Source organism: Streptomyces sp. NBC_00572 (assembly GCF_026341815.1).
Classification (GTDB): Bacteria; Actinomycetota; Actinomycetes; order Streptomycetales; family Streptomycetaceae; genus Streptomyces.
On record NZ_JAPENX010000001.1, the window covers coordinates 2,990,249 to 3,011,985 of the forward strand.

At 71.6% G+C, this 21,737-nt stretch carries 25 protein-coding genes and 1 tRNA gene; 6 read left to right on the plus strand and 20 right to left on the minus strand.

Features of this window, described 5'->3' with window-relative positions; genetic code table 11:
* Nucleotides 1–62 precede the first annotated feature (62 nt).
* From OG514_RS13730 to OG514_RS13755, 6 genes are all read right to left on the minus strand, one after another.
* Nucleotides 63–356, minus strand: coding sequence for a Dabb family protein (locus tag OG514_RS13730; protein WP_055599441.1), 294 nt, complete (start codon nt 354–356; stop codon nt 63–65).
* 10 nt (nt 357–366) lie between these two features.
* Nucleotides 367–531, minus strand: a complete 165-nt coding sequence (locus OG514_RS13735) for a hypothetical protein (RefSeq protein WP_015034987.1) — start codon at nt 529–531, stop codon at nt 367–369.
* Between the two features lie 459 nt (nt 532–990).
* A tRNA-Ser gene (locus tag OG514_RS13740) sits at nt 991–1,075 on the minus strand.
* 67 nt (nt 1,076–1,142) lie between these two features.
* The gene (tadA, locus tag OG514_RS13745; protein ID WP_323181540.1) at nt 1,143–1,571 is read right to left on the minus strand and encodes a tRNA adenosine(34) deaminase TadA; all 429 of its coding nucleotides are present in this window, start codon (nt 1,569–1,571) and stop codon (nt 1,143–1,145) included.
* Nucleotides 1,572–1,633: 62 nt separating this feature from the next.
* Nucleotides 1,634–2,170, minus strand: a complete 537-nt coding sequence (locus tag OG514_RS13750; RefSeq protein WP_266894349.1) for a hypothetical protein — start codon at nt 2,168–2,170, stop codon at nt 1,634–1,636.
* 282 nt (nt 2,171–2,452) lie between these two features.
* Nucleotides 2,453–2,662, minus strand: a complete 210-nt coding sequence (locus tag OG514_RS13755; protein ID WP_266894351.1) for a hypothetical protein — start codon at nt 2,660–2,662, stop codon at nt 2,453–2,455.
* A 92-nt stretch (nt 2,663–2,754) separates the two neighbouring features.
* Here OG514_RS13755 and upp point away from each other — a divergent pair, with 92 nt between their 5' ends.
* A complete protein-coding gene (gene upp / locus OG514_RS13760) occupies nt 2,755–3,390 on the plus strand; it encodes a uracil phosphoribosyltransferase (protein WP_266894353.1) in 636 nt (211 codons plus the stop codon).
* Between the two features lie 88 nt (nt 3,391–3,478).
* On the opposite strand, the gene OG514_RS13765 is transcribed toward upp, so the two are convergent.
* Together OG514_RS13765 and OG514_RS13770 are read right to left on the minus strand one after the other, a co-directional pair.
* A complete protein-coding gene (locus OG514_RS13765; RefSeq protein WP_266894355.1) occupies nt 3,479–4,108 on the minus strand; it encodes a LytR C-terminal domain-containing protein in 630 nt (209 codons plus the stop codon).
* A 117-nt stretch (nt 4,109–4,225) separates the two neighbouring features.
* Complete coding sequence (locus OG514_RS13770; protein ID WP_015034993.1) at nt 4,226–4,522, minus strand: type II toxin-antitoxin system VapB family antitoxin; 297 nt, start codon at nt 4,520–4,522, stop codon at nt 4,226–4,228.
* Between the two features lie 97 nt (nt 4,523–4,619).
* Between OG514_RS13770 and OG514_RS13775 the strand changes: the two genes are divergently transcribed.
* A complete protein-coding gene (locus OG514_RS13775) occupies nt 4,620–6,236 on the plus strand; it encodes a helicase HerA-like domain-containing protein (protein ID WP_266894358.1) in 1,617 nt (538 codons plus the stop codon).
* A gap of 14 nt (nt 6,237–6,250) precedes the next feature.
* Here the strand turns inward: OG514_RS13775 and OG514_RS13780 are convergent, their stop codons facing one another.
* The 5 genes from OG514_RS13780 to OG514_RS13800 form a co-directional block, all read right to left on the minus strand.
* Nucleotides 6,251–7,804 carry a M28 family metallopeptidase gene (locus tag OG514_RS13780; RefSeq protein ID WP_266894360.1) on the minus strand — a complete coding sequence of 518 codons (1,554 nt, stop codon included), beginning with the start codon at nt 7,802–7,804 and terminating at the stop codon, nt 6,251–6,253.
* A gap of 115 nt (nt 7,805–7,919) precedes the next feature.
* Nucleotides 7,920–8,573 (minus strand): HhH-GPD-type base excision DNA repair protein, encoded by a 654-nt coding sequence (locus tag OG514_RS13785; protein ID WP_266894362.1) that lies wholly within the window; start codon nt 8,571–8,573, stop codon nt 7,920–7,922.
* 42 nt (nt 8,574–8,615) lie between these two features.
* Nucleotides 8,616–9,605 carry a prolyl aminopeptidase gene (pip, locus tag OG514_RS13790; RefSeq protein WP_266894364.1) on the minus strand — a complete coding sequence of 330 codons (990 nt, stop codon included), beginning with the start codon at nt 9,603–9,605 and terminating at the stop codon, nt 8,616–8,618.
* Between the two features lie 10 nt (nt 9,606–9,615).
* Entirely contained in the window at nt 9,616–10,176 is a 561-nt protein-coding gene (locus OG514_RS13795; protein WP_266894366.1) for an alpha/beta hydrolase, read from the minus strand.
* 77 nt (nt 10,177–10,253) lie between these two features.
* Nucleotides 10,254–12,536 (minus strand): excinuclease ABC subunit UvrA, encoded by a 2,283-nt coding sequence (locus tag OG514_RS13800; protein ID WP_266894368.1) that lies wholly within the window; start codon nt 12,534–12,536, stop codon nt 10,254–10,256.
* 99 nt (nt 12,537–12,635) lie between these two features.
* Here OG514_RS13800 and OG514_RS13805 point away from each other — a divergent pair, with 99 nt between their 5' ends.
* Nucleotides 12,636–13,421: a TetR/AcrR family transcriptional regulator C-terminal domain-containing protein gene (locus OG514_RS13805; RefSeq protein ID WP_266894370.1), complete on the plus strand. Its 786-nt coding sequence runs from the start codon at nt 12,636–12,638 to the stop codon at nt 13,419–13,421.
* A gap of 65 nt (nt 13,422–13,486) precedes the next feature.
* Here the strand turns inward: OG514_RS13805 and OG514_RS13810 are convergent, their stop codons facing one another.
* Nucleotides 13,487–14,125: a TetR/AcrR family transcriptional regulator gene (locus tag OG514_RS13810; RefSeq protein ID WP_266894372.1), complete on the minus strand. Its 639-nt coding sequence runs from the start codon at nt 14,123–14,125 to the stop codon at nt 13,487–13,489.
* A 175-nt stretch (nt 14,126–14,300) separates the two neighbouring features.
* Here OG514_RS13810 and wrbA point away from each other — a divergent pair, with 175 nt between their 5' ends.
* Entirely contained in the window at nt 14,301–14,909 is a 609-nt protein-coding gene (gene wrbA / locus OG514_RS13815; protein WP_266894374.1) for an NAD(P)H:quinone oxidoreductase, read from the plus strand.
* 103 nt (nt 14,910–15,012) lie between these two features.
* Here wrbA and OG514_RS13820 read toward each other — a convergent pair whose 3' ends face one another.
* Nucleotides 15,013–15,300 (minus strand): metal-sensitive transcriptional regulator, encoded by a 288-nt coding sequence (locus OG514_RS13820; RefSeq protein ID WP_266894376.1) that lies wholly within the window; start codon nt 15,298–15,300, stop codon nt 15,013–15,015.
* Between the two features lie 79 nt (nt 15,301–15,379).
* On the minus strand, nt 15,380–16,111 hold the full coding sequence (locus OG514_RS13825; RefSeq protein WP_266894378.1) for a TetR/AcrR family transcriptional regulator: 732 nt from the start codon (nt 16,109–16,111) through the stop codon (nt 15,380–15,382).
* 64 nt (nt 16,112–16,175) lie between these two features.
* Here OG514_RS13825 and OG514_RS13830 point away from each other — a divergent pair, with 64 nt between their 5' ends.
* Entirely contained in the window at nt 16,176–17,699 is a 1,524-nt protein-coding gene (locus tag OG514_RS13830) for an MFS transporter (protein ID WP_266894380.1), read from the plus strand.
* Nucleotides 17,700–17,730: 31 nt separating this feature from the next.
* Here OG514_RS13830 and OG514_RS13835 read toward each other — a convergent pair whose 3' ends face one another.
* Entirely contained in the window at nt 17,731–18,273 is a 543-nt protein-coding gene (locus tag OG514_RS13835; protein ID WP_266894382.1) for a GNAT family N-acetyltransferase, read from the minus strand.
* Nucleotides 18,274–18,364: 91 nt separating this feature from the next.
* Nucleotides 18,365–18,781 (minus strand): YciI family protein, encoded by a 417-nt coding sequence (locus OG514_RS13840; RefSeq protein WP_266894384.1) that lies wholly within the window; start codon nt 18,779–18,781, stop codon nt 18,365–18,367.
* 159 nt (nt 18,782–18,940) lie between these two features.
* Between OG514_RS13840 and OG514_RS13845 the strand changes: the two genes are divergently transcribed.
* Nucleotides 18,941–19,570 (plus strand): MarC family protein, encoded by a 630-nt coding sequence (locus OG514_RS13845; protein WP_266894386.1) that lies wholly within the window; start codon nt 18,941–18,943, stop codon nt 19,568–19,570.
* A gap of 14 nt (nt 19,571–19,584) precedes the next feature.
* Here OG514_RS13845 and OG514_RS13850 read toward each other — a convergent pair whose 3' ends face one another.
* Nucleotides 19,585–20,793 (minus strand): winged helix DNA-binding domain-containing protein, encoded by a 1,209-nt coding sequence (locus OG514_RS13850; RefSeq protein WP_266894388.1) that lies wholly within the window; start codon nt 20,791–20,793, stop codon nt 19,585–19,587.
* 16 nt (nt 20,794–20,809) lie between these two features.
* Complete coding sequence (locus OG514_RS13855) at nt 20,810–21,655, minus strand: alpha/beta fold hydrolase (protein WP_266894390.1); 846 nt, start codon at nt 21,653–21,655, stop codon at nt 20,810–20,812.
* Nucleotides 21,656–21,737 lie beyond the last annotated feature (82 nt).

Below are 21,737 nucleotides of genomic sequence, written 5' to 3' on the forward strand. Positions count from 1 at the left end.
GCCCCCCACCCCGACGGTGGAGGGCCTGAGGGGCATCTGGTCGATCCCCGGCGCGGAACGGACTAGAACGCGTAGTCCGCGATCACCCAGGTGGCGAACTCGCGCCACTGGGCGACACCCGCCTGGTGCGCGGGGTGGTCCAGGTAGCGCTGGAGCGCGTCCGTGTCCTCGACGGCCGAGTTGATGGCGAAGTCGTACGCGATCGGCCGGTCCGTGATGTTCCAGTCGCACTCCCAGAAGCGGAGCTCCGGGATCTGGTCGCCGAGCGCGCGGAACGCCTCGACACCGGCGACGACACGCGGCTCGTCGCGCGCGACACCGTCGTTGAGCTTGAAGAGGACCAGATGGCGGATCACGAAAGGGCTCCTAGTTGATGAGTTCGGTCATGAACTCGCCGACACCCTGGGCGGCGCTGGAAATGCCCTCGAACCCTACCTGCACCAGATCGGCCGCCCGGGCCGGGGACGTGACGATCGTGTACAGCACAAAGACCACGACCGCGTACAGCGCGACCTTCTTCGCTTGCACCATTGCCCAGTCCTCCCCTGTTCCCCCGCCTGTTCCCCCGCCGTACGACCGCGCCACTCTAACCGAGGCTTTATGGACCAAGGGCCCGGTGATCGAGGCCTTTTGCCGCCCCCCGGAAGAGTGACGGGCGAGCAGGATGGATGTCGAGCCCGGAGGATCTGGCAGGAATCCGAAGGGCTCCTGGAACCGGCCCGCACTGCGGGGTCCGCGCCGCAAGCTTCCCCCCTGACTGCGGCGCAGGGCTTGGAGGACCGGTTCTCATCGGGGGGAGCGGCTTGTCCCCCCGATGCCGCTCCCCCCGTCCTAGCTTCCCGTCCTGGCTCCACATCCTGGCTCCCGTCCCCACGGAAGAAGGCCCCGGCCGCGCCCCGAGCGCGCCGGGGCCTTTCCGGCACGCGCACAGGGGTGGTGAGGGGATACGCCGAAGGGCCCGGTGCAATGCACCGGGCCCTTCGATCGAAGCGGTAGCGGAGGGATTTGAACCCTCGGTGACTTGCGCCACACTCGCTTTCGAGGCGAGCTCCTTCGGCCGCTCGGACACGCTACCGAGAGAGAGCTTAGCCGAAACTGGCGCTGCGATGAAATCCGTATCCCCCGTGAGGTCAGGAGGGGTGTCAGCGGGTGCGGAAGAAGGCCGTCAGCTGCTCCGCGCACTCCTCGGCGAGCACGCCCTGGACCACCTCGGGGCGGTGGTTGAGCCGGCGGTCCCGTACGAGGTCCCAGAGCGAACCCGCCGCGCCCAGCTTCTCGTCCGGTGCGCCGAACACCACCCGCTCGACCCGCGACTGGACGAGTGCACCCGCGCACATCACGCACGGCTCCAGGGTCACGACGAGCGTGCAGCCCGTCAGGCGCCACTCGCCGGTCGCCGCGGCCGCCCGGCGCAGGGCGAGCACCTCGGCGTGCGCGGTGGGGTCACCGGTCGCCTCCCGCTCGTTGTGCCCGCGGGCGATCACGGTGCCGTCGGGGCCGAGCACGACCGCGCCGACCGGTACGTCACCGGCCGGCACGGCCGCGTCGGCCTCGGCGAGAGCGAGGCGCATGGCGTCCCGCCAGGGGTCCCGAACGGGGTCGGGCGCAGGTACGACAGGTACAGCGCGTGCCACTAGCGGACGGCCTCCAGGACCTCGGCGGCCCCCAGCGCGTCCGCGATCTCCGCGAGCGCGTCGCTGTCGAGCGCCAGCAGATCGGCCGGCGGCATGCCGAGGTCCGCCAGGATCAGCCGGTCGCCGACCGGAGCGGCGGGCACGGCCTCGGCGGCGACGCCCGTCTCCTCGTCGTCCTCGTCCGAGTCGCCGTCGAGCGGCTCCCCGTCCTCGGTACCGTCCAGGTCCAGCGACTCGAGCTCGTCGACGATGTCGTCCAGGTCGTCGCCGAGGATCTCCCGGGTGAGGATCTCCCCGTACGAGGAACGGGCGGCGGCGGCGCCGTCCGAGACGTAGATGCGAGGGTCTTCCTCACCCTCGATCCGAACGATCCCGAACCACGCGTCCTCCTGCTCGATGAAGACGATCACCGTGTCGTCGTCCGAGGCCTCGCGGGCGAGCTCGGTCAGATCCGACAGGGTCTCCACGTCGTCGAGCTCCGTGTCGCTCGCTTCCCACCCGTCTTCGGTGCGCGCGAGCAGTGCGGCGAAGTACACCTGACTCTCTCCCACTGATCAGAGGTGTGACGATCCGGCGGCGCGGTCCTGATGCCCCGCCCAATCGGCATCGTGACAGAAACGACGCCGACAGGAGAGGTCTTCGGCTCTTGCGTCGTGCATCAGTCTGAACGACCCCGCGATCGGGCGGGCGTGCGACCCCGGCGCACGCAGGGGGCGCACAAGGGGACGGGCCGGGGGGACACGCCGGGCGGGCCGGGAACGGGCCTGGGCGCGCCGTACGGGCCGGGGGCGGGCTGGGGCACGCGCCGGGTGAGGCCCTCACCAGCGGAAGGTCCGCATCCGCATGGCCTGGCGCATCCGGGCCGCCCGGGCGCGTCTCGGCTGTACGCGCTCACGCAGCGCCTTGGCCTCGCCCAGTTCGCGGAGGAACTGGGCGCGGCGCCTGCGGCGCTCCGCGTCCGTCTCCTGCGCCGGCTTCCGGGCCGCCCGCTCGGCGGCGCCCTCGGCCGGTTCTTCCAGGTCGGGCATGGGCCACTCCACCCCATCGCCGGGTCCCCGTGTCCCCACCTTCCCCCAGTGGCGCGGGTCGACGCCAGTGCGCGGCGGGCTACTGTTGGGTCATGCGTCTCCACGTCGTCGATCACCCGCTGGTCGCCCACAAGCTCACCACGCTGCGCGACAAGCGCACGGACTCCGCGACCTTCCGTCGGCTCTCCGACGAGCTGGTCACCCTGCTCGCCTATGAGGCCACCAGGGACGTCCGGACCGAGCAGGTCGACATCGAGACCCCCGTGACGCCCACGACCGGCGTGAAGCTGTCGTACCCGCGTCCGCTGGTGGTCCCGATCCTGCGCGCCGGGCTCGGCATGCTCGACGGCATGGTCCGGCTGCTCCCGACCGCCGAGGTCGGCTTCCTGGGCATGATCCGCAACGAGGAGACGCTGGAGGCGTCGACCTACGCCACGCGGATGCCGGAGGACCTCTCGGGCCGCCAGGTGTACGTCCTGGACCCGATGCTGGCGACCGGCGGCACGCTGGTCGCGGCGATCCAGGAGCTGATCAAGCGCGGCGCCGACGATGTGACCGCGGTCGTGCTCCTCGCCGCCCCGGAGGGCGTCGAGGTCATGGAGCGCGAGCTCGCGGGCACCCCCGTCACCGTCGTCACGGCCTCGGTCGACGAGCGTCTCAACGAGAACGGCTACATCGTTCCGGGCCTGGGCGACGCGGGCGACCGCATGTACGGCTCCGCCGAATAGCAGGCTGTCGGCTCCGCCGAATAGCAGGCCGTCGGCTCCGCCGAGTAAGGCCTCGGCTGAGGCCTGGGTCAAGGCCTCAGCCGACTCTTCAGCACTTTCCGGTCGGTACGGGCGCGGGTTTGGTCAGGGCGACCAGGGCCGCGTCCGCCGTCGTTTTCGGGGACAGGTTCTTGAAGGCGGTCCCGATGATCAGGTCCACGTCCGCGGTGCCCCGGGTGTCCGTCTTGGTCGTGGCGCCCGCGAGCTGGGTGCCGAGGACCGGGAAGGCGCCCTTGGTGGCGGTCGTGGCGCCGAGCAGCAGGCCGGCGCCGGGGACCTTCTTGTCGTAGGCGGTGGGCGCGTTCCCCACCTTGCCGATCTTGAAGCCGCGTTTCTTGAGCTCGTCCGCGGTCGTCTTGGCGAGCCCGCTGCGCGGGGTCGCGTTGTAGACGTTGACCGTGATCTGGGCGGGCTTGGGGAAGGCGGCCGCGGGCGGGGTCGTCGCCTTGGCGACGGGTTTGCAGTCGGCCTGTTTGCCGGCCGTCGCCTTCTTGCCCTCGTCGCCCGAGAAGACGTCGACGAGCTGGAGCGTGCCCCAGCCGGCGGCGCCGAGCACGACCACGGCGGCCGCGGCCGCGAGGACGATCCTGCGACGGCGCCGCGGGCGGCGCATGCGGGGGTAGGTGTCCCCTGTGATGCGGTACTTTCCGCCCATTCCGGGGGGAGTGAGCATGCTCATGAACGCAGCGTAATGCCGCCCGTCGGCGATGCCTACTTGATGATCATGTGATCGCGTCCGGATGGGGGCGAACTGACCCCGAAAGGGTCAGCGAGTACGGGGCCGGTCGGCGCCGTCTCAGTCCATTTCCAGGACGCGGGCGTGCAGCACCTGGCGCTGCTGGAGCGCCGCGCGGACGGCGCGGTGCAGTCCGTCCTCGAGGTAGAGATCGCCCTGCCACTTCACGACGTGCGCGAAGAGGTCGCCGTAGAACGTGGAGTCCTCGGCGAGCAGCGTCTCCAGGTCCAGCTGGCCCTTGGTGGTGACCAGCTGATCGAGGCGGACCGGGCGCGGGGCGACGTCCGCCCACTGCCGGGTGCTTTCCCGGCCGTGGTCGGGATACGGCTTTCCGTTTCCGATGCGCTTGAAGATCACACGGAAAGCCTACCGGGCGAGCGGCTACCGGCGCAGCCATGCACGGGCAGTGGGATGCTGGTGCAAACCGTGACAAAACCGGAATTGGGGTGCCGTGATGAGCGTGAGCGAGCAGCCACCGGCCGCTGCCGGAGGAGCCCAGGAGGCCCCTGCCGCCGCACCGGCCGGGCCCGCCGCCGAGATCGCCGCCGGGTACGCCTTCGAGGGCGCGGCACTCGATCTGGGGGCTCTGCTCTGGGACGGTGCCTGTCACCCGGACGCGCCGATCCGGATCCCGCTGCCCGTGCTCAACCGGCACGGTCTGGTCGCCGGCGCGACCGGCACCGGCAAGACGAAGACCCTGCAGCTGATCGCCGAGCAGCTCTCGGCGAACGGCGTGCCGGTCTTCCTCGCCGACATCAAGGGCGACGTCTCAGGCGTCGCGGCCCCCGGCGAGGACGGCGAGAAGGTCCGGGAGCGGGCCGCCCAGGTCGGCCAGGAGTGGCGGGCGACGGGCTTCCCCTGCGAGTTCTACGGGCTCGGCGGGACCGGCCCCGGCATCCCGGTGCGCGCCACGGTGACCAGTTTCGGCCCCGTACTCCTGTCGAAGGTGCTCCAGCTCAACCAGACGCAGGAGCAGTCCCTCGGCCTGATCTTCCATTACGCCGACTCCAAGGGCCTGGAGCTGGTGGACCTGAAGGATCTGCGGGCGGTGGTGGCGTTCCTGGTCTCGGACGTCGGGAAGGCCGAGCTCAAGGGGATCGGCGGTCTCTCGACGGTGACGGCCGGGGTGATCCTGCGGTCGATCACGGCCTTCGAGCAGCAGGGCGCGGGGAACTTCTTCGGGGAGCCGGAGTTCGACACCTCCGAGTTCCTGCGGACGGCGGCGGACGGACGGGGGATCGTCTCGGTCCTGGAGCTGCCGGCCGTACAGGACAAGCCGCAGCTCTTCTCGACGTTCCTGATGTGGATGCTGGCGGACCTCTTCAACGACCTTCCGGAGGTCGGTGATCTGGAGAAACCGAAGCTGGTCTTCTTCTTCGACGAGGCGCATCTGCTGTTCAAGGGGGCGTCGAAGCCGTTCCTGGAGTCGATCACCCAGACGGTGCGGCTGATCCGTTCGAAGGGGATCGGCGTGTTCTTCGTGACGCAGACGCCGAAGGACGTGCCCTCGGACGTGCTCGCCCAGCTCGGCAACCGGGTGCAGCACGCGCTGCGGGCCTTCACCCCGGACGACGCGAAGGCCCTCAAGGCGACGGTGCGGACGTTCCCGAACTCGCCGTACGACCTGGAGGAGGTCCTCACGGGGCTCGGTACGGGCGAGGCGGTGATCACCGTACTGAGCGAGAAGGGCGCCCCGACTCCGGTGGCGGCGACCCGGCTGCGGGCGCCGGAGTCGCTGATGGGCCCGATCGACGCGGCGGCCCTGGACGCGGCGGTGAAGGGCTCGCCGCTGTACGGGCGGTACGCGGAGGCGGTGGACCGCGAGTCGGCGTACGAGAAGCTGACGGCCGAGCAGCGGGCGGCGGAGGCGGCGGCCCTGGAGGCGGCGGCGGCGAAGGACGCCGAGAAGGCGCAGAAGGAGGGTGCGGCGAGGGCTCCGAAGCCGGAGCCCTCGCTCGCCGAACAGGTGGTGGGCAGTGGGATGTTCAAGTCCCTGGCGCGGTCGATCGGCACCCAGCTGGGCCGGGAGATCAGCCGGTCGATCTTCGGTACTGCCCGCCGTAAGCGGTAACGGGCCCGACAGGGCTACTGGGTGACCTCGTCGTGGTCGCTGTGCAGGCCGCCGCCACTGCCCTCGCCGCCCGTGGTCGGGGTGGAGACGACCGGCTTGCGCAGGGAGGAGATGTCGTGGGCGTACGTGCCCACGGCGTTGGCGATGACCTTGATGTTGGCGTCGAAGGCCTTCATGTTGACGTTCTTCAGGTCGTCGCCCTTGGCGTGGTAGTTCACGTCGTACGCGACGCCCGCCGTGCCGCCGAACTTGGCCGCCTGGGCCGCGGTCTTGATGCCCTCGGCGCCGGTGAAGGTGCCGCCGGAGGGGATGCCGACCTTGATGAACGGGCCGTAGTCGGAGCGGCCGGAGAAGTCGGTGCCCTCGTGCGGGAGCCCGCGCTTGCCCATGAAGTCGGTGATGTCCCGCTCCAGCTGGGCGGAGCCCGCGGGGCCCGCGCCCTCGCCGACGTTGTCCGAGTTGTCGCCGTCGTAGACGAACAGGCCGTAGTTCGGCGAGGCGATCATGTCGAAGTTGAGGTAGAGCTTGATCTCGCTCTTGTCGAGCGCGGTGAGGTTCTTGACGTAGTGGTCGGAGCCGAGGAGGCCGTTCTCCTCCGCGGACCACCAGGCGAAGCGGACCTTGTTGCGGACCTTGTCCTTCGACTTGGCGAGCTCCAGGGCGGTCTGGAGGAGACCGGCGGAGCCGGAGCCGTTGTCGTTGATGCCGGGGCCTGCGGTGACGGAGTCGAGGTGCGAGCCGAGCATCACGGTGTTGGCGGCGTTGCCGCCCTTGGTCTCCGCGATGACGTTGTTGGTGATGCGCTTCTGCTGGAGCTGGCGGATCTCGAAGGAGAGGTTGACCGCGCCCTTGGCGAGGTCCGCGGCGAGCTGCTCGCCCTCGGCCTGGGTGAGGCCACCGGTCGGGATCTTGCCCGCGGCGGGCTCGCCGAGGGTGCCGGAGAGGACGCCCGCGACGTTGTTGTAGATGATCGCGCCGGCGGCGCCGGCCGCGGCGGCCTGCTGCTGCTTGATCGCGAAGGAGCAGCCGCCGCGCTTGATGAGCGCGATCTTTCCGGTGAAGGTGCCCGAGGCGTAGTCGCCGGGCTCGCAGCCGGTGGTCCCGTCGGCGTCGACGGTCACGGCGGCCAGGTCGGCCTTGATGCCGCCGACCGGGGTGGACGTGGTGTACGTCATCGCCTTGACGTCGAGGGCGCGGGGCGCGGGCGAGACGACGGAGACCTTCTCGGCGAGCGTCTCGGTGTAGATGAAGTCGAACTGCTCGTACGAGACGTCGTAGCCGGCCTTCTTGAGCTGCTGGTACACGTACGCGGCCGAGGCGTCGTGTCCGAGCGTGCCGGCGGCGCGGTGACCGCCGGCCGAGTCGGCTATCGCCTGGAACTTCTGCAGGTGCTTGTAGGCGTCCTGGCCAGTGGTTTCGCGGACCAGCTTCTTCGCCAGTTGGGCGGCATCGCGGGCGGGTGCGGCCGTGGGGTCCTTCACCGCGGTGGCGGGGGAGGCAAGGACCAGCGGGGTGGCGAGGGCGGCGGCGGCCAGAATGGCCGCGGCTCGGCGCTGGGTAGCGTTCACAGAAGTCCTTCCCGTTACGGACGAGGTTGAGGGGAAGTTAGCGATCAGCAGGGCGTTCTGTGAACACCTTCTCCACAATTCCTGTCACGTAGAGCAGGATTGAAATCTGGAATTATCAATTCCCGGACGGTTTCTGGCCCTTGGTGGCTTTTGCCGCTTTCTCTGCTTTCGCCGCCGCCTTCATCTCCTGCTTGTGCGCCCGCACCTTCGCCAGTGACTCCGGGCCCGTGATGTCGGCGGCCGAACGGTACGAGCCCTGCTCGCCGTACGCGCCCGCCGCCTCCCGCCAGCCCGTGGGCCGCACGCCGTACTGCTTGCCGAGCAGCGCCAGGAAGATCTGCGCCTTCTGCTTGCCGAAGCCGGGCAGCGCCTGGAGCCGCGCGAGCAGCTCCTTCCCGGTCGCCGCGTCCGCCCAGACGGCCTCGGCGTCGCCCCCGTACTCCTCGACGAGGAAGGCGCACAGTTGCTGTACGCGCTGGGCCATCGACCCCGGGTAGCGGTGCACGGCCGGCTTCTCGGAGAGCAGCGCGGCGAACTCCTCGGGGTCCCGGGCGGCGATCTCGTGCGCGTCGAGATCGTCCGCGCCCAGCCGCGAGGCGATGGTGTACGGCCCGGAGAACGCCCACTCCATCGGGACCTGCTGGTCGAGGAGCATGCCGACGAGCGCGGCCAGCGGCGACCGGCCGAGCAGCGCGTCGGCCTCCGCCTGCTGGGCGAGATGGATCTCCGGGGGCGAGGAGGCGGCGGGGCTCTTGGACACGGGGCTCATGCCTCGATCATCCCGCCCGGGCGGGCCGCCCGCCCGGTGGATTCACCCCTTCGCGAAGCCGTCCAGGGCGGTGAGGATCAGCTTCCCGGTCTCCTCGCCGCCCAGGTGACCGGCGCTCTCGACCACGTGCAGCCGGGCGTCCGGCCAGGCCCGGGACAGCTCCCAGGCGGTGCCGAGCGGCCCGCCCATGTCGAGCCGGCCGTGGATCAGGACACCGGGGATGCCGGCGAGCCGGTGGGCGTCGCGGATCAGGGCGCCCTCCTCAAGCCAGGCACCGTGCGCGAAGTAGTGCGAGCAGATCCGGACGAAGCCGAGCCGGGCGTCGTCGAGCCGGTCGGTGTAAGGGGTGCCCTGGCCCTCCATGGAGAGGACCGCGTCCTCCCAGGTGCACCAGTCGGCGGCGGCCTTCTCCCGGACGGCCCGGTCGGGGTGGTTCATGAGGGCGGCGTAGGCACCCACGAGGTCCGAGGCCCCTTCGCTCCCTGCGGCCCCGCCGGTCCCCGAGGCCCCGCCGGCGCCCGGGGCCCCTTCGACCCCCGCCCGGAAGCGCTCGTGGGCCTCGGGGAAGAACCGCCCCACACCCTCGTACAGCCAGGCCGTCTCGGAGCGGCGGGTGGTCGTCACGGCCGCGATCACGATCTCCGTCACCCTCTCCGGGTACGCCTCCGCGTACGCCAGGATCAGCGTGGAGCCCCAGGAGCCGCCGTACAGCAGCCAGCGGTCGATCCCGAGGTGCTCGCGCAGCCGCTCCATGTCCGCGACCAGGTGCGCGGTGGTGTTCACGGCCATGTCGGCGGCCGGATCGCTCGCGTGCGGGGTGGAGCGGCCGCAGCCGCGCTGGTCGAAGAGGACCAGACGGTACGCCTCCGGGTCGAAGAAGCGGCGGCTGCGCGGCGAGGACCCGGAGCCGGGCCCGCCGTGCACCACGAGCGCGGGCCTGCCCTCCGGGTTGCCGGAGACCTCCCAGTGGATGAGATTGCCGTCGCCCACGTCGAGCCGGCCCTGGTCGTACGGTGCGCTGTCGGAGTACATCCGGTTGAGCCTAATGGCCCTTGATGCGCACCGCGGGGTCCTCGCACCATGCCAGGAGCGCGGGCCATTCCCCGTACCCCGAATCGGGGTTGAGGTGCTTCCCGTCCGGTACGAGGTCCAGGTCGAGGCCGAGCGGGAGGCCGTAGTGCAGGTCGGCGCCCTCGGGGCAGTAGGGGTCGCCGTCGCCGTACACCAGGCGCGCGTCGAGCCCCGTCTCGGTCAGGTCGAGCCCGTCGGCGAAGGCGGCGATCCCGGGGATCGAGGCGGTCACCGGCGGCGACGGCGGGGCGACGAGCAGCACCCGGTCGGCGAGCGGCCTGCGGGCGCCCGCCCGCAGCCACAGCAGCACGGACAGGCTGTGCGCGAGGACCACGAACTCGCCCTCGGCCGGCCGCTTCCCGTGCTCGTCGAGCGCGGCGAGCCAGTCCGCGAGCACGGGCGCGTCCGGCTCGGGCAGCTGCGGGTAGCGCACCTCGTGGCCGCGCGCCCGCAGCTCCCCGGCGAGCCAGTGCTGCCAGTGGCCGGGCGGGCGGTGGTTCTCGTAACCGTGCAGGATCAGATACGTGGTCATGCCACGATCCTGCGGCCGGTGCCCGCCCCCGGTCCACCACCGTCCACGGAGCGGGCGTCCGGTCGCACCGCGACGGCTCAGCCGCCCACGTACTCCTTCAGGTGGCGGGCCGTCAGGGTGTCGCCCTTCTCTACCAGTTCGGTGGGCGTGCCCTCGAAGACGATCAGGCCGCCGTCGTGTCCGGCGCCCGGGCCGAGGTCGATCAACCAGTCGGCGTGGGCCATGACGGCCTGGTGGTGCTCGATCACGACGACCGTGTTGCCGGCCTCGACGAGGCGGTCGAGGAGGGCGAGGAGCTTGTCGACGTCGGCGAGGTGGAGGCCGGTGGTCGGCTCGTCGAGGACGTAGACGGCGCCCTTCTCCGCCATGTGGATGGCGAGCTTGAGCCGCTGGCGCTCGCCGCCGGAGAGCGTGTTGAGGGGCTGGCCGAGGCGGAGGTAGCCGAGACCGACGTCCTTGAGGCGGCCGAGGATCGTGCGGGCCTGGCTCTTGGTGGTGAAGAAGTCGTACGCCTCCTCGATCGACAGCGAAAGGACCTCGTGGATGTTCTTGCCGTTCAGCCGGTACGTGAGGACCTCGGGCGTGAACCGCTTGCCCTCGCACTCCTCGCAGACCGAGGCGACGCCCGCCGCGATGGCCAGGTCGGTGTAGACGAGCCCGAGGCCGTTGCAGCGGGGGCAGGCGCCCTCCGAATTGGCGCTGAAGAGGGCCGGCTTGACGCCGTTGGCCTTGGCGAAGGCCGTACGGATCGGGCCGAGGAGCCCGGTGTAGGTCGCCGGGTTCGAGCGGCGCGAACCCCGGATGGGGGACTGGTCGGCGACGACGACCCCCTCGCGGCCCGGCAGGTTGCCGTGGATGAGGGAGGACTTGCCGGAGCCCGCCACGCCCGTGACCACGGTCAGGACCCCGGTCGGGATCTCGACGCTCACGTCCTTGAGGTTGTGCTGCGTGGCGCCGGTGATGCTCAGGGCGCCGCTGGGGACGCGTACCTCCGTGCGGAGCTTCGCCCGGTGCGCGAGGTGGTTCCCGGTGAGGGTGCCGGAGGTGCGCAGGCCCGGAACGTTTCCGCTGTAACAGATCTCGCCGCCCGCGGTCCCGGCGCGCGGGCCGAGGTCGACGACGTGGTCGGCGATCTCGATGACCTCGGGCTTGTGCTCGACGACGAGGACGGTGTTGCCCTTGTCGCGCAGCCGCAGGAGCAGGTCGTTCATGCGCCGGACGTCGTGCGGGTGCAGGCCGGTGGTCGGTTCGTCGAAGACGTACGTGATGTCGGTCAGCGGGGAGCCGAGGTGGCGGACCATCTTCACGCGCTGGGCCTCGCCGCCGGAGAGCGTGCCGGAGGACCGGTCGAGGGAGAGGTAGCCGAGACCGATCTCGACCAGCGAGTCGAGGAGTTCGCGCAGGCCGGCGAGGAGCGGGGCGACGGAGGGGTCCTCGATCCGGCGGACGAACGCGGCGAGGTCGCTGATCTGCATCGCCGAGCACTCGGCGATGTTCACCCCGTCGATACGGGAGGACAGCGCGGCCCGGGTCAGCCGGGCGCCCTCGCACTCGGGGCAGGTGCGGAAGCCGACGGCCCGGTCGACGAAGGCCTTGATGTGGGCCTGGAGGGACTCCCGGTCCTTGGCGAGGAAGAGCCGCTGGACCTTCGGGACCAGGCCTTCGTAGGTGAAGGAGTTGCTGCCGACCTTGACCTTGCAGGACGGCTTGTGGAGGAAGTCCTCCCACTCCTGCTCGGTGAAGTCCGCGAGCTTCTTGTCGGCGTCGTAGAAGCCGGACTCGGCCATGATCCGCCAGTACCAGGAGTCCACGGCGAAGTTGGGGACGGTGATCGCGCCCTCGTTCAGGCTCTTCTCGCGGTCGACGAGCTGGTCGACGTCGATGTCGGAGACCTCGCCGGCGCCCTCGCAGCGCGGGCACATCCCCTCGGGCAGGTTGAAGCTGAACGCACCCGAGGTGCCGATGTGCGGGGTGCCGAGGCGGCTGAAGACGATCCGCAGCATCGTGTACGCGTCGGTGGCGGTGCCCACGGTGGAGCGGGAGTTGGCGCCCATCCGCTCCTGGTCGACGACGATCGCGGCGCTCAGGTTGTGCAGTCCGTCGACGTCGGGGCGGGCGAGGGACGGCATGAAGGACTGCAGGAAGGCGCTGTAGGTCTCGTTGATCAGCCGCTGCGACTCGGCGGCGATGGTGCCGAAGACGAGGGAGGACTTCCCGGAGCCGGAGACCCCGGTGAAGACGGTGAGGCGGCGCTTGGGGAGGTCGACGTCGACGTTCCTGAGGTTGTTCTCCCGGGCCCCGCGGACCTGGATGACGTGGTGGCTGTCCGCTGCGACGGGGTGGTTCACGGGGTGGTTCATGCGTGCGCCTCCGATGGTCGTCCTGCTTACCGGGGAAGGGTACTCTATACGGTGTATAAAGTAAGGTGATATCGGTTTGACCTGCGAGAACGGAACGACATGGTGGCGGCGAAGGGGAACGACAGCAGCGGCGCGGGCGACCCGGCACGCACCCTGGAACTCCTCTGGCGCGACGGCTCGGCCGCCCCGGCGGGGCGCCGGGGCCCCCGGCAGGGCCTCACGGTCGACGCGGTCGTCGACGCCGCCCTCGCCCTCGCGGACGGCGGCGGCCTCGCCGCGCTGACCATGCGCGCGGTGGCCCAGCACCTCGGCGTGACCCCGATGACGCTCTACACCTACGTCCCCGGCAAGGCGGAGCTCCTCGACCTCATGCTGGACAGCGTCTTCCTGCGGATGGACCGGCCGCCGTTCCGCCCCGACGAGCCCTGGCGGGCCCGCGTCACCGCGGTCGCGGACGCGAACCGGGCCCTGCACCTGCGCCACCCGTGGCTGGTCGAACTCCGCATCGTACGCGCCCCGTTGGGGCCCGGCGTGATGACCAAGTACGAGTACGAGCTCGCGGCCTTCGAGGGGCTCGGCCTCGACGACGTGGCCCGTGACTCGGCGCTGACGTACGTCCTCGGCTTCGTGCAGTCCGGCGCGCGGGCGGAGCTCGACGCGCGGGCCGTGGAGCGGGAGAGCGCGATGTCGGACGGGGAGTGGTGGGAGGCCCACGAGCCGCTGCTCGCCCGGGCGTTGGACGAGTCGCGGTTCCCGCTGGCGCGGCGGGTGGGGGAGGCGGCGGCGATCGCGTACGACGGGCTGTACGACGCGGAACACGCGTACCGCTTCGGTCTGGCGCGGGTGCTGGACGGGCTGGCGGCGCTGGGCTCGCGCGCCGTCTAGGGCGACCTGGCCCCGGGCGGGCAGCCTTCAGGCCCGCAGTCGGAGCAGTTCCCGTACCCCAGGCTTCAGGCCCGCAGTCGGAGCAGTTCCCGTACCCCCGCCTTCAGGCGGTCGGCCGACAGTTCTTGCTCGACGGCCAGGTGGTGCATGACGTCCGGTGAGAACGACGAGAGCAGCAGGTGCGCGAGGAGCGTGCTGTCGGACCCGGGCTTGAGCCGTCCGATGAGCAGGGCCGCATGGGTGTGCATCACCCGGTACGCGCCGCTGTGGTAGCGGGCGCGGGGTGCGGCGGTGTGCGCGGCGAGCAGGAGTGAGCGCTGCTCGCCGACGCGGTCGACGAGCGCGTCGAGGAAGGCGTCGAGCCGCACCTCGGCCGGGGCGCCGGGTCCGAGCGGCGGCGGGCCGCTCATGTACGCCTCCTGGAACTGGCGCTCGCGGTCGTCGAGGAGCGCCCACAGGAGCTGGGAGACGTCGCCGAAGCGGCGGTAGACGGTGCCGACGCCGATGCCGCTGGCGTGGGCGACCTGGTTCATGGTGACGGCCTCGGGGCCGTCCTCGGCGATGATCCGGGCGGCCGCGTCGAGGATCTTGCGCCGGTTGCGGGCCGCGTCGGCGCGTTCCGGGGCGGGGGCGTCGACGGTGGGGAGCAGTCCGAGCAGCGGCGCGGCCGCCGCGCCTCCGGCCTGCGGATTCTCCGTGCTCATCTGCCGACTCCCTGTCCTTGGTGCGCCGCCTGCGCGCGCTGTGGCTCGTTGGCGCCCCGTCTCCCCCTTCCGGTAGCCCTCGGTGTGAGCATACCCGTGCCCCTTGCAAACCGGATAGTGATCCGCTTAACCTCGGGGCATTGAAACGGAAACTGATCCGGTTGAGGAGATCGCCATGTCCGTGAAGGTCGCCGTCATCTACTACTCGGCCACGGGTAGCGTCCACCAGCTCGCGCAGGCCGTCGCCGAGGGTGCCGAGAAGGCCGGCGCCGAGGTGCGTCTGCGCCGGGTGCCCGAGCTCGCCCCCGCCGCCGCGATCGACTCGAACCCGGCCTGGCGCGCCCATGTGGACGCCACCGGTGACGTGGAGGTCGCCACCCTTGAGGACCTGGAATGGGCCGACGCGTACGCGCTCGGCTCCCCGACGCGCTTCGGCAATGTGGCCGCGCAGCTGAAGCAGTACATCGACACCACGGGCGGCCTCTGGCAGCAGGGCGTCATGGCGGACAAGCCGGCGACGGCCTTCACCAGCGCGCACAACGTGCACGGCGGCAACGAGTCGACGCTGCTCGCGCTCTACAACACCTTCCACCACTGGGGCTCGGTCATCGTCTCCCCCGGCTTCACCGACCCGGCGGTCTACGCGGCCGGCGGCAACCCGTACGGCACGGCGCACCCGGGTGCGAACGGCGCCCCGGAGGAGAACGTCCTCGCGGCCGCCCGCTACCAGGGGCAGCGCCTGACGACGTTCGCGAAGCGTCTGAAGGGCCTCGCGGTCGACTGACTTGCCCGGAGACGAGCCGTACCCCCGGGGGGAGCTCCCCCCGGGGGTACGGGTGTCCGGCGGTTCCGAGGTGCGGGCGGGCCTACGCCGGCGACGCGCGGGCCTACGCCAGCGACAGGAAGAGCTTCTCCAGCCGCTTCCGCATCGCGTCGCGGTCCTCACCGTTCCGGCGGGCGTCCTCGACGTCGGTCAGGCACTGCTGGAGTCCGGTCGCGATGATCGCGAACCCGGCCCGGTCGAGGGCCCGGGAGGCGGCGGCCAGCTGGGTCACGACCTCCTCGCAGTCCCGGCCTTCCTCGATCATCCGGATCACGCCCGAGATCTGGCCCTGGGCCCGGCGCAGCCGGTTCAGTACCGCCTTGAGCTCCGCACCAGCGAGATCCAGTTCCACAGCCACTCCTCACAGATACCCCAGGGGGTAATTTACTCCCCGCGCGGGGCTCCGTCGAAGACCAAGGATGACACCTGTGTCAGGGTGCGGGCTCGGAGGCGGGTGCGGGGGTGGCCGCGGAAGCGGGAGTGGGGGCGGGCGCGGGGGCGGCGGCGTACCGGCGGAGGAACATCTCCACCCCGTCCATGACGAGCCGCTCGCCCAGCTCCTCGCCGAGCTCCGCCCCGTACTGCTCGAACACCATCTGCGGGAAGACGAGCAGCGAGTAGAGCTGAAGGACGGCGACCTCCAGGTCGGGAATGTCGAGGAGGCCGCGCTCGGCGAGCGTGCGCAGGGCGTCCGCGACGGCGGGGTGGTGGCCGGCCGGGCCGTGCGCGCGCCAGGCGCGGCCCAGCTCGGGGAAGCGGTGGAGTTCGGTGGCGACGAGGGTGCGCAGGGCGCGGCCCTCGGCGTCGGCGCGGACGGCCCGTCCCCAGGCGCGACCGGCCTCGGTGAGCGCGGCCTTGAGCCGCTCGGGCCCGTCGGCGTCGACGAGTCGCGCGAGATCGGGCCCGGCGGCCTGTCCGTCGCCGGCCAGGGGCTCGTCGAGGACGCCCGCGACGACGGCGGTGAAGAGGGCTTCCTTGCTGCCGAAGTGGTTGTAGACGGTGACCTTGGAGACGCCCGCCTCGGCGGCGATGGCGTCCATGCCGACGCCGAAGCCCTCGCGGAGGAAGAGGTCGCGCGCGGCCCGTACGACGGCCTGCCGCTTGCGGGCGGCGCGGGGGCCGGTGGGGGCGGGCTTGGCGGCCGGTGCGGGCTGGGCGTCCATGGCCCCACCCTATCAACGGAACTGTACTGTTGAGTTCAACTGTACTGTGCCGTACAGTTCAGTTATGCCCACCGACGACACCGCACCCTCCCCTGCCCCTGCCCACGACCGGGCCCATGATCACGGCCACGTGCCTCGTCACAGCCACAGCCACAGCCACAGCCACGGCCATGACCCAGCCCACGATCAGGACCACCCACAGCCCGACCCGCGCCGCTGGAAGGCCCTCGCGCTGATCTGCGCGGCCCAGTTCATGCTGGTCCTCGACGTGACGGTGGTGAACATCGCCCTGCCGGCGCTCGCCACCGACCTCGACCTCGGACGTACCGTCCTGACCTGGGTCGTCACCGCGTACACGCTCTGCTTCGGCGGGCTGATGCTGCTCGGCGGACGGCTCGCCGACGCCCTCGGAGCGCGCCGCGTGCTCCTCACCGGACTGGCCCTCTTCACCGCCGCGTCCCTGGCGTGCGGCCTCGCGCCGAACGCCGGCGTCCTGCTCGGTGGCCGTATCGCCCAGGGCGTCGGCGCCGCGCTGCTCTCCCCGGCGGCACTCGCCCTGGTCACCACGATGTTCCACGGCCACGAAAGGCCCAGGGCGCTCGGCGTCTGGGCAGCCATCGGCGGTACGGGCTCGGCGGTGGGCGTCCTGCTCGGCGGCGCGCTCACCTCGGGCCCGGGCTGGCCGTGGATCTTCTACGTCAACGTCCCGGTGGGCCTCGCGGTCCTGGCGACCCTCCCGAGGTTCGTACCGGCGACGGCGAAGCGCGCCAAGGAGGGCGGCCTCGACATCCCGGGAGCCCTGCTCGTCACGACGGCGACCGGCGCACTCGTCTACGCCCTGGTCACGGCGGGCGACTCCGGCTGGACGTCGACGGCGACCCTGCTGCCCCTCCTCGGCGCGCTCGCGCTCTACGGGGCTTTCGCGGCGGCCGAGCGAAGGGCCCGCACACCACTGATGGACCTGCGGATGTTCACCCGGCGACCGGTCGTCGCGGGCTCAGTGCTCATGCTGGTGGCGACGGCGCTCCTGATCTCGTTCTTCTTCCTCGGCTCGATGCAGCTCCAGCACGTCCACCACCTCGACGCCCTCCGCACCGGCCTGCTCTTCCTCCCGGTGGCACTCACCACGGCGATCGGCGCCCACCTGGGCTCGCGGCTGGTGGCCACGGCGGGCCCGCGCGCCTGCGCGACGGGCGGCCTGACGATCGCGGCCCTGGGCTGCCTGCCGCTGGCGTTCCTCAGCCCCGGCTCCGGCCCGTGGACCACTCTCCTCCCGGCCCTGGCTACGGCGGCGTTCGGCCTCGGCGCGGTCTTCGTCTCGGCGACGACCACGGCCCTGGGCCTGATCGCCCCGCACGAGGCGGGCCTCGCCTCCGGCATCGTGAACACCTTCCACGAGCTGGGCGGCTCCATCGGCGTGGCGACCGTCTCCACCCTCGCCCTGACCGCCACGACCCCCACTCCCGACGGCCTCACCACCGCCTACACCCTCTGCACCCTCACCGCGGCAGCCACAGCCCTGGCCGCCCCCTTCCTCATCCCCCGAGGCCGCCCCCACCTGACGGGCGGCCCACACGGGATGCACTGAGCGGCCGACCGCGCCACGAGGCCGACCGAGGTCAGAGGGGGGCCAGGACCATCAGGACCTCGTCCCGATCGTCCCCGGGGGCCAGGCGAAGGGCGCCCGGCCAACGGCCGATCTCCTTCCAGCCGAGGCGTCCGTAGAACGTCTCCAGACCGACGCCGCCGCGCGCGGCAAGACGGAGCTGCTCAAGACCCATCTCGTCGCGGGCGATCTCCCGTACGCGACGCATGAGAGAGGCCCCGATGCCGAGGCCCCGCAGACCCGTCCGCGTCTGGACATGGTGCAGCGTCCCCCAGTGCGCGATGAGTTCGAAGGGGTCGCGGCGGACGTTCAGCCACCCGACGAGTTCGTCGTCGAGCGAGGCGACCACGAGGCGGCTCGTCCCGGGGGCGAGGCCCGCGACGAGGGAGTCGACCGCGGGGGCGGCCAGGCGCGCGTCGATGGGAGGGAAGGGAAATCCGGCCGCACCACCGGCGTTGGTCACCTCGATCCAGCAGTCGACGAGTGCGTGCCGCAGCCCGGGGGAGACGTCCTCCGGAGCCGTGACCTGTCGTATGTCGAGTGTTCCGATGTCCACGCGGGCGATCGTCGCACCCGGCACCGACAGTGCCGGGTGCGAGCGAGCGGGTGAGTCCTGGCTCGGACCGGCCAGTCCTGGCTCGGACCCGTCAGTCCTGGCTCGGGCCCCTCTCGTCGACCTGACGGATGACCACCGCGTACTCCGGGGCGCCGGCCGGCTGGGGGCAGCGGGCCACCTGGGCGGCGATCTCCGTGACGCGTTCCAGGGAGGCGCAGTCGAGCAGCCAGTAGCCGGCGATGACCTCCTTCGTCTCCGCGTAGGGGCCGTCGGTGACGACCGGCTTGCCGTCGCCGTCCACGGTCACGAACCGGGTCGAGGACGGGGCGGTGAGGCCCTGGCCGTCGATCATCTCGCCGTTCGCCGTCAGTCCCTCGTTGATCGCGTTCATGTGCGCGAACATCGCCGTGAGGTCGGCCTTGGTCCAGGCGGGGCTGTGGTCGGTGGGGCGGCCCACCATGGCCTCGTAGTCGGCCTGGCTGCCCTGCACCATCACCAGATACTTCATGACGTCCTCCTCGCGTCTCGTTCTCGGCTTCCTGTGGGGTGCTGCGGTACTCCGTACCGCCTCTCGCAGCACAGTCGGAGCCGAGGACCGGTTCTCGACACCGCGCGGGCAGCAGCCGCAAAACCGGGAGAAATCACCCGCCCGCACCATGATTCCGGTGTGAACGCCTTCAGCTACTCCGCCGCCTTCATCACCTTCTTCTCCGTCGTCGGCCCCCCGAAGGTCCTCCTCGCCTTCGCCGGCCTCGCCCAGGTCCACACCGTGAGCCAGCTGCGGACCATCGCCCTGATCTCCTCGGGCGCGGCCGTCCTCGTCGGCCTGGTCGTCGGCATCACCGCCCCCTGGCTGCTGAACGTCTTCCACATCAGCACCCCCGCGCTCCAGCTCGCGGGCGGCCTCATCTTCTTCGTCTACGCCGTCGGGCTCGTGCTCGGTCTCCACCTCGGCTCCAGCACCACCCACCAGGACGCCCCCGACCTGGTCAGCGGCGTGCGCGACCTGCTCATGCCGTACGTCGTGAGCCCGCTCGCCATGACCGCCGTGCTCATCGAGGCGGCCGCCCGCAACTCCTTCACCTGGCGCTCGACCGTCGTCGGCTCGTACGTGTCCGTCATCGCGCTCGACCTGATCTGCGTCGTGCTCCTCGCCCGCGTCCTGCGCCGCACCCACCACGCCACGATCGAGCTCCTCGGCCGCCTCCTGGGCCTGCTGCTCGCCGCCGTCGGCGTCGACCTGGTCCTCGACGGCCTCTCCGACCTGGGCGTCCCGGGCCTGTACCTGCGCCACTGAGCAGCCGGGCGCGCTCAGCCGCTCAGCTCGCGCTCCAGCGGCGTACGGAAACGAGGCGTCACTCGTACGCCCCCGGCCCCGCCCCCGACCCAGCCCGCCAGCCGCTCCGTCTCCGCCCCGATCGCCCGCTCCGCCGCCGCCCCCACGTCCGTCAGGAGCCGGTGGACGATCTCGCCGTCCGGGCGCTGCGCCCAGCCGCCGACGATCCGGCCGTCCCACCACACCGTCGGCCCGATGTTCCCGCTGCGGTCGTACAGCGCCGCCCGGTGCTCCGGGTCCAGGTACCAGTCCCGGGCCTGCCACCCCATCGGCGTCGGATCGAGCGCGGGCAGCAACGCTGCCCAAGGACCCGAATCCCGGTCCGTTACGGGGCCGAGGTCGTCCGGCAGGACGAACCCGGTCCCCTCGTCGAGCGCCACCGGCACCGCCCCGACGGCGGCGAGCGCCCCGCGCACATCCGTCACCTTCCACCCCGTCCACCACTTCAGATCTGCCTCGGTCGCCGGCCCGCACGCCCCGAGCCACCCCCGGATCAGCTCCGCCCGCGCCTCCGTCGGATCGAGAACGGGGTCGGAAGCGGAGTGGGGAACAGCGGGCGCCCAGCGAAACCGGCTCGACGTCCAGGTGCCCTGCGGCCGACCCCGTACGATCCGCCCCTCCATGCCGAGCACCCGCAGCACCCGGCTCGCGACGGACTGAACGCCCTCCTGGCGGGTGCCCTTCCCGTACACGTACGTCGATCTCAACCGCGGTACCGTTCCGCCGAGTTCGCTTCCGGTGGCCTCGCCCCGTACGGCCAGCTCGGCCAGAACGAGCCGCTCGGTCTCCGCCAGCCACTCCGCGTCGAAGGTGCTGCCGTCCGCCAAGTGCTTGAGGAGGGAGGTGCGTTCGCGGAACGCGGCCGGTCCGGTCGTCGAGGCTTGCACGGCGGGGGCCAGCGTGGAGGGGAAGACGAAGACCGTGTGCCGCATGCCGTGCATCCGGACCAGCGACCGGTCCTCGTACAGCGCCCGCTCGACGTCCGCCACCGGCCCGACCTTCCCGGTCAGCCGCGCCCCCACCGCGAGGAACACACTCGCCGGGTCCGTCCCGTGCAGCGCCACCAGCGAGCCCGCGACCTCCTCCGCCGACCCGGCCCGCGCACCCCGCGCCAGCCGGTGCCGCACCCCGAGCCGCGCCCTGCGTTCGGCGGCCCCGATCGTCCTCGCCCTCGTCTCACCCATGCGGCCAAGGATGACCTCAGGCACCGGCGGACACGAGGACATCCGAGGCGATGGCCTCTGTGCCGACGGCATCCGCGTCGAGGAAGTCCGTCACCGTCTTCACGAACTCGTCCTCCTTCTCGAAGAAGACGACATGACCGGCGTCGATCTCCGCGTACGAGCTGCCGCCGATCGCCGCGTGCAGCTCCCGGCTGTTCTCCACCGGGACGGTGGCGTCCTGTGCGCAACCCACCACCAGCGTTCGCGCCGTGATCCCGGGCAGCAGCGCGCGGATGTCGACTTCCAGGTCGAGCGCCACGTGTCGCAGGGTGCCGGGGGTGGGCGGCATGTTCGGGATGAGCGCCTCGACGCCCTCGCGGCCGATCGAGTTGAGGAAGCCGCGGCTGAACCCGGTCATCGTCACGCTCCGCCCGAACCCCGCCGGGTCGAACTCCCCGAGCCGCTGCCAGAGCGTGAAGAGGTTCCGCAGGTACTCGTCGCCGTCGGTGTACGCCCACCCCGCGACCAGGACCAGGCGGTTGACCAGGTCGGGACGGAGGGCGGCGACGGTCGCCGAGACCGGGGAACCCATGGAGAACCCGAGCAGGTCGACGGGCCCGGTGCCGGCGTCCTCGATCACCGCGATCACCTGCGCGGCGAGCGACTCGACGGTCAGCGGACCGCCGTCGTCGACGGTCCGGTCGGCGCCGGACAGGTCCAGGGTGATGACCGTACGGCCGGGGGTGAAACGGGGCGCGGTCTGCCCCCAGTTGACGACGGCGCCACCGGAACCGGTGCCGTGGACGAGGAGGAGGGCGGGCCCGGCGCCCGGGCCCTCGACGTCGTAGCGGACGCGGGCGGTGCCGACGGTGACGGTGGCCATGATGGCTGCTCCCGGTGCTGGTGGGTGGGGTGTCCTTGGCTGACACCGAGGACTCTGCCGCCCACCGGAAACAGGCGGGAGA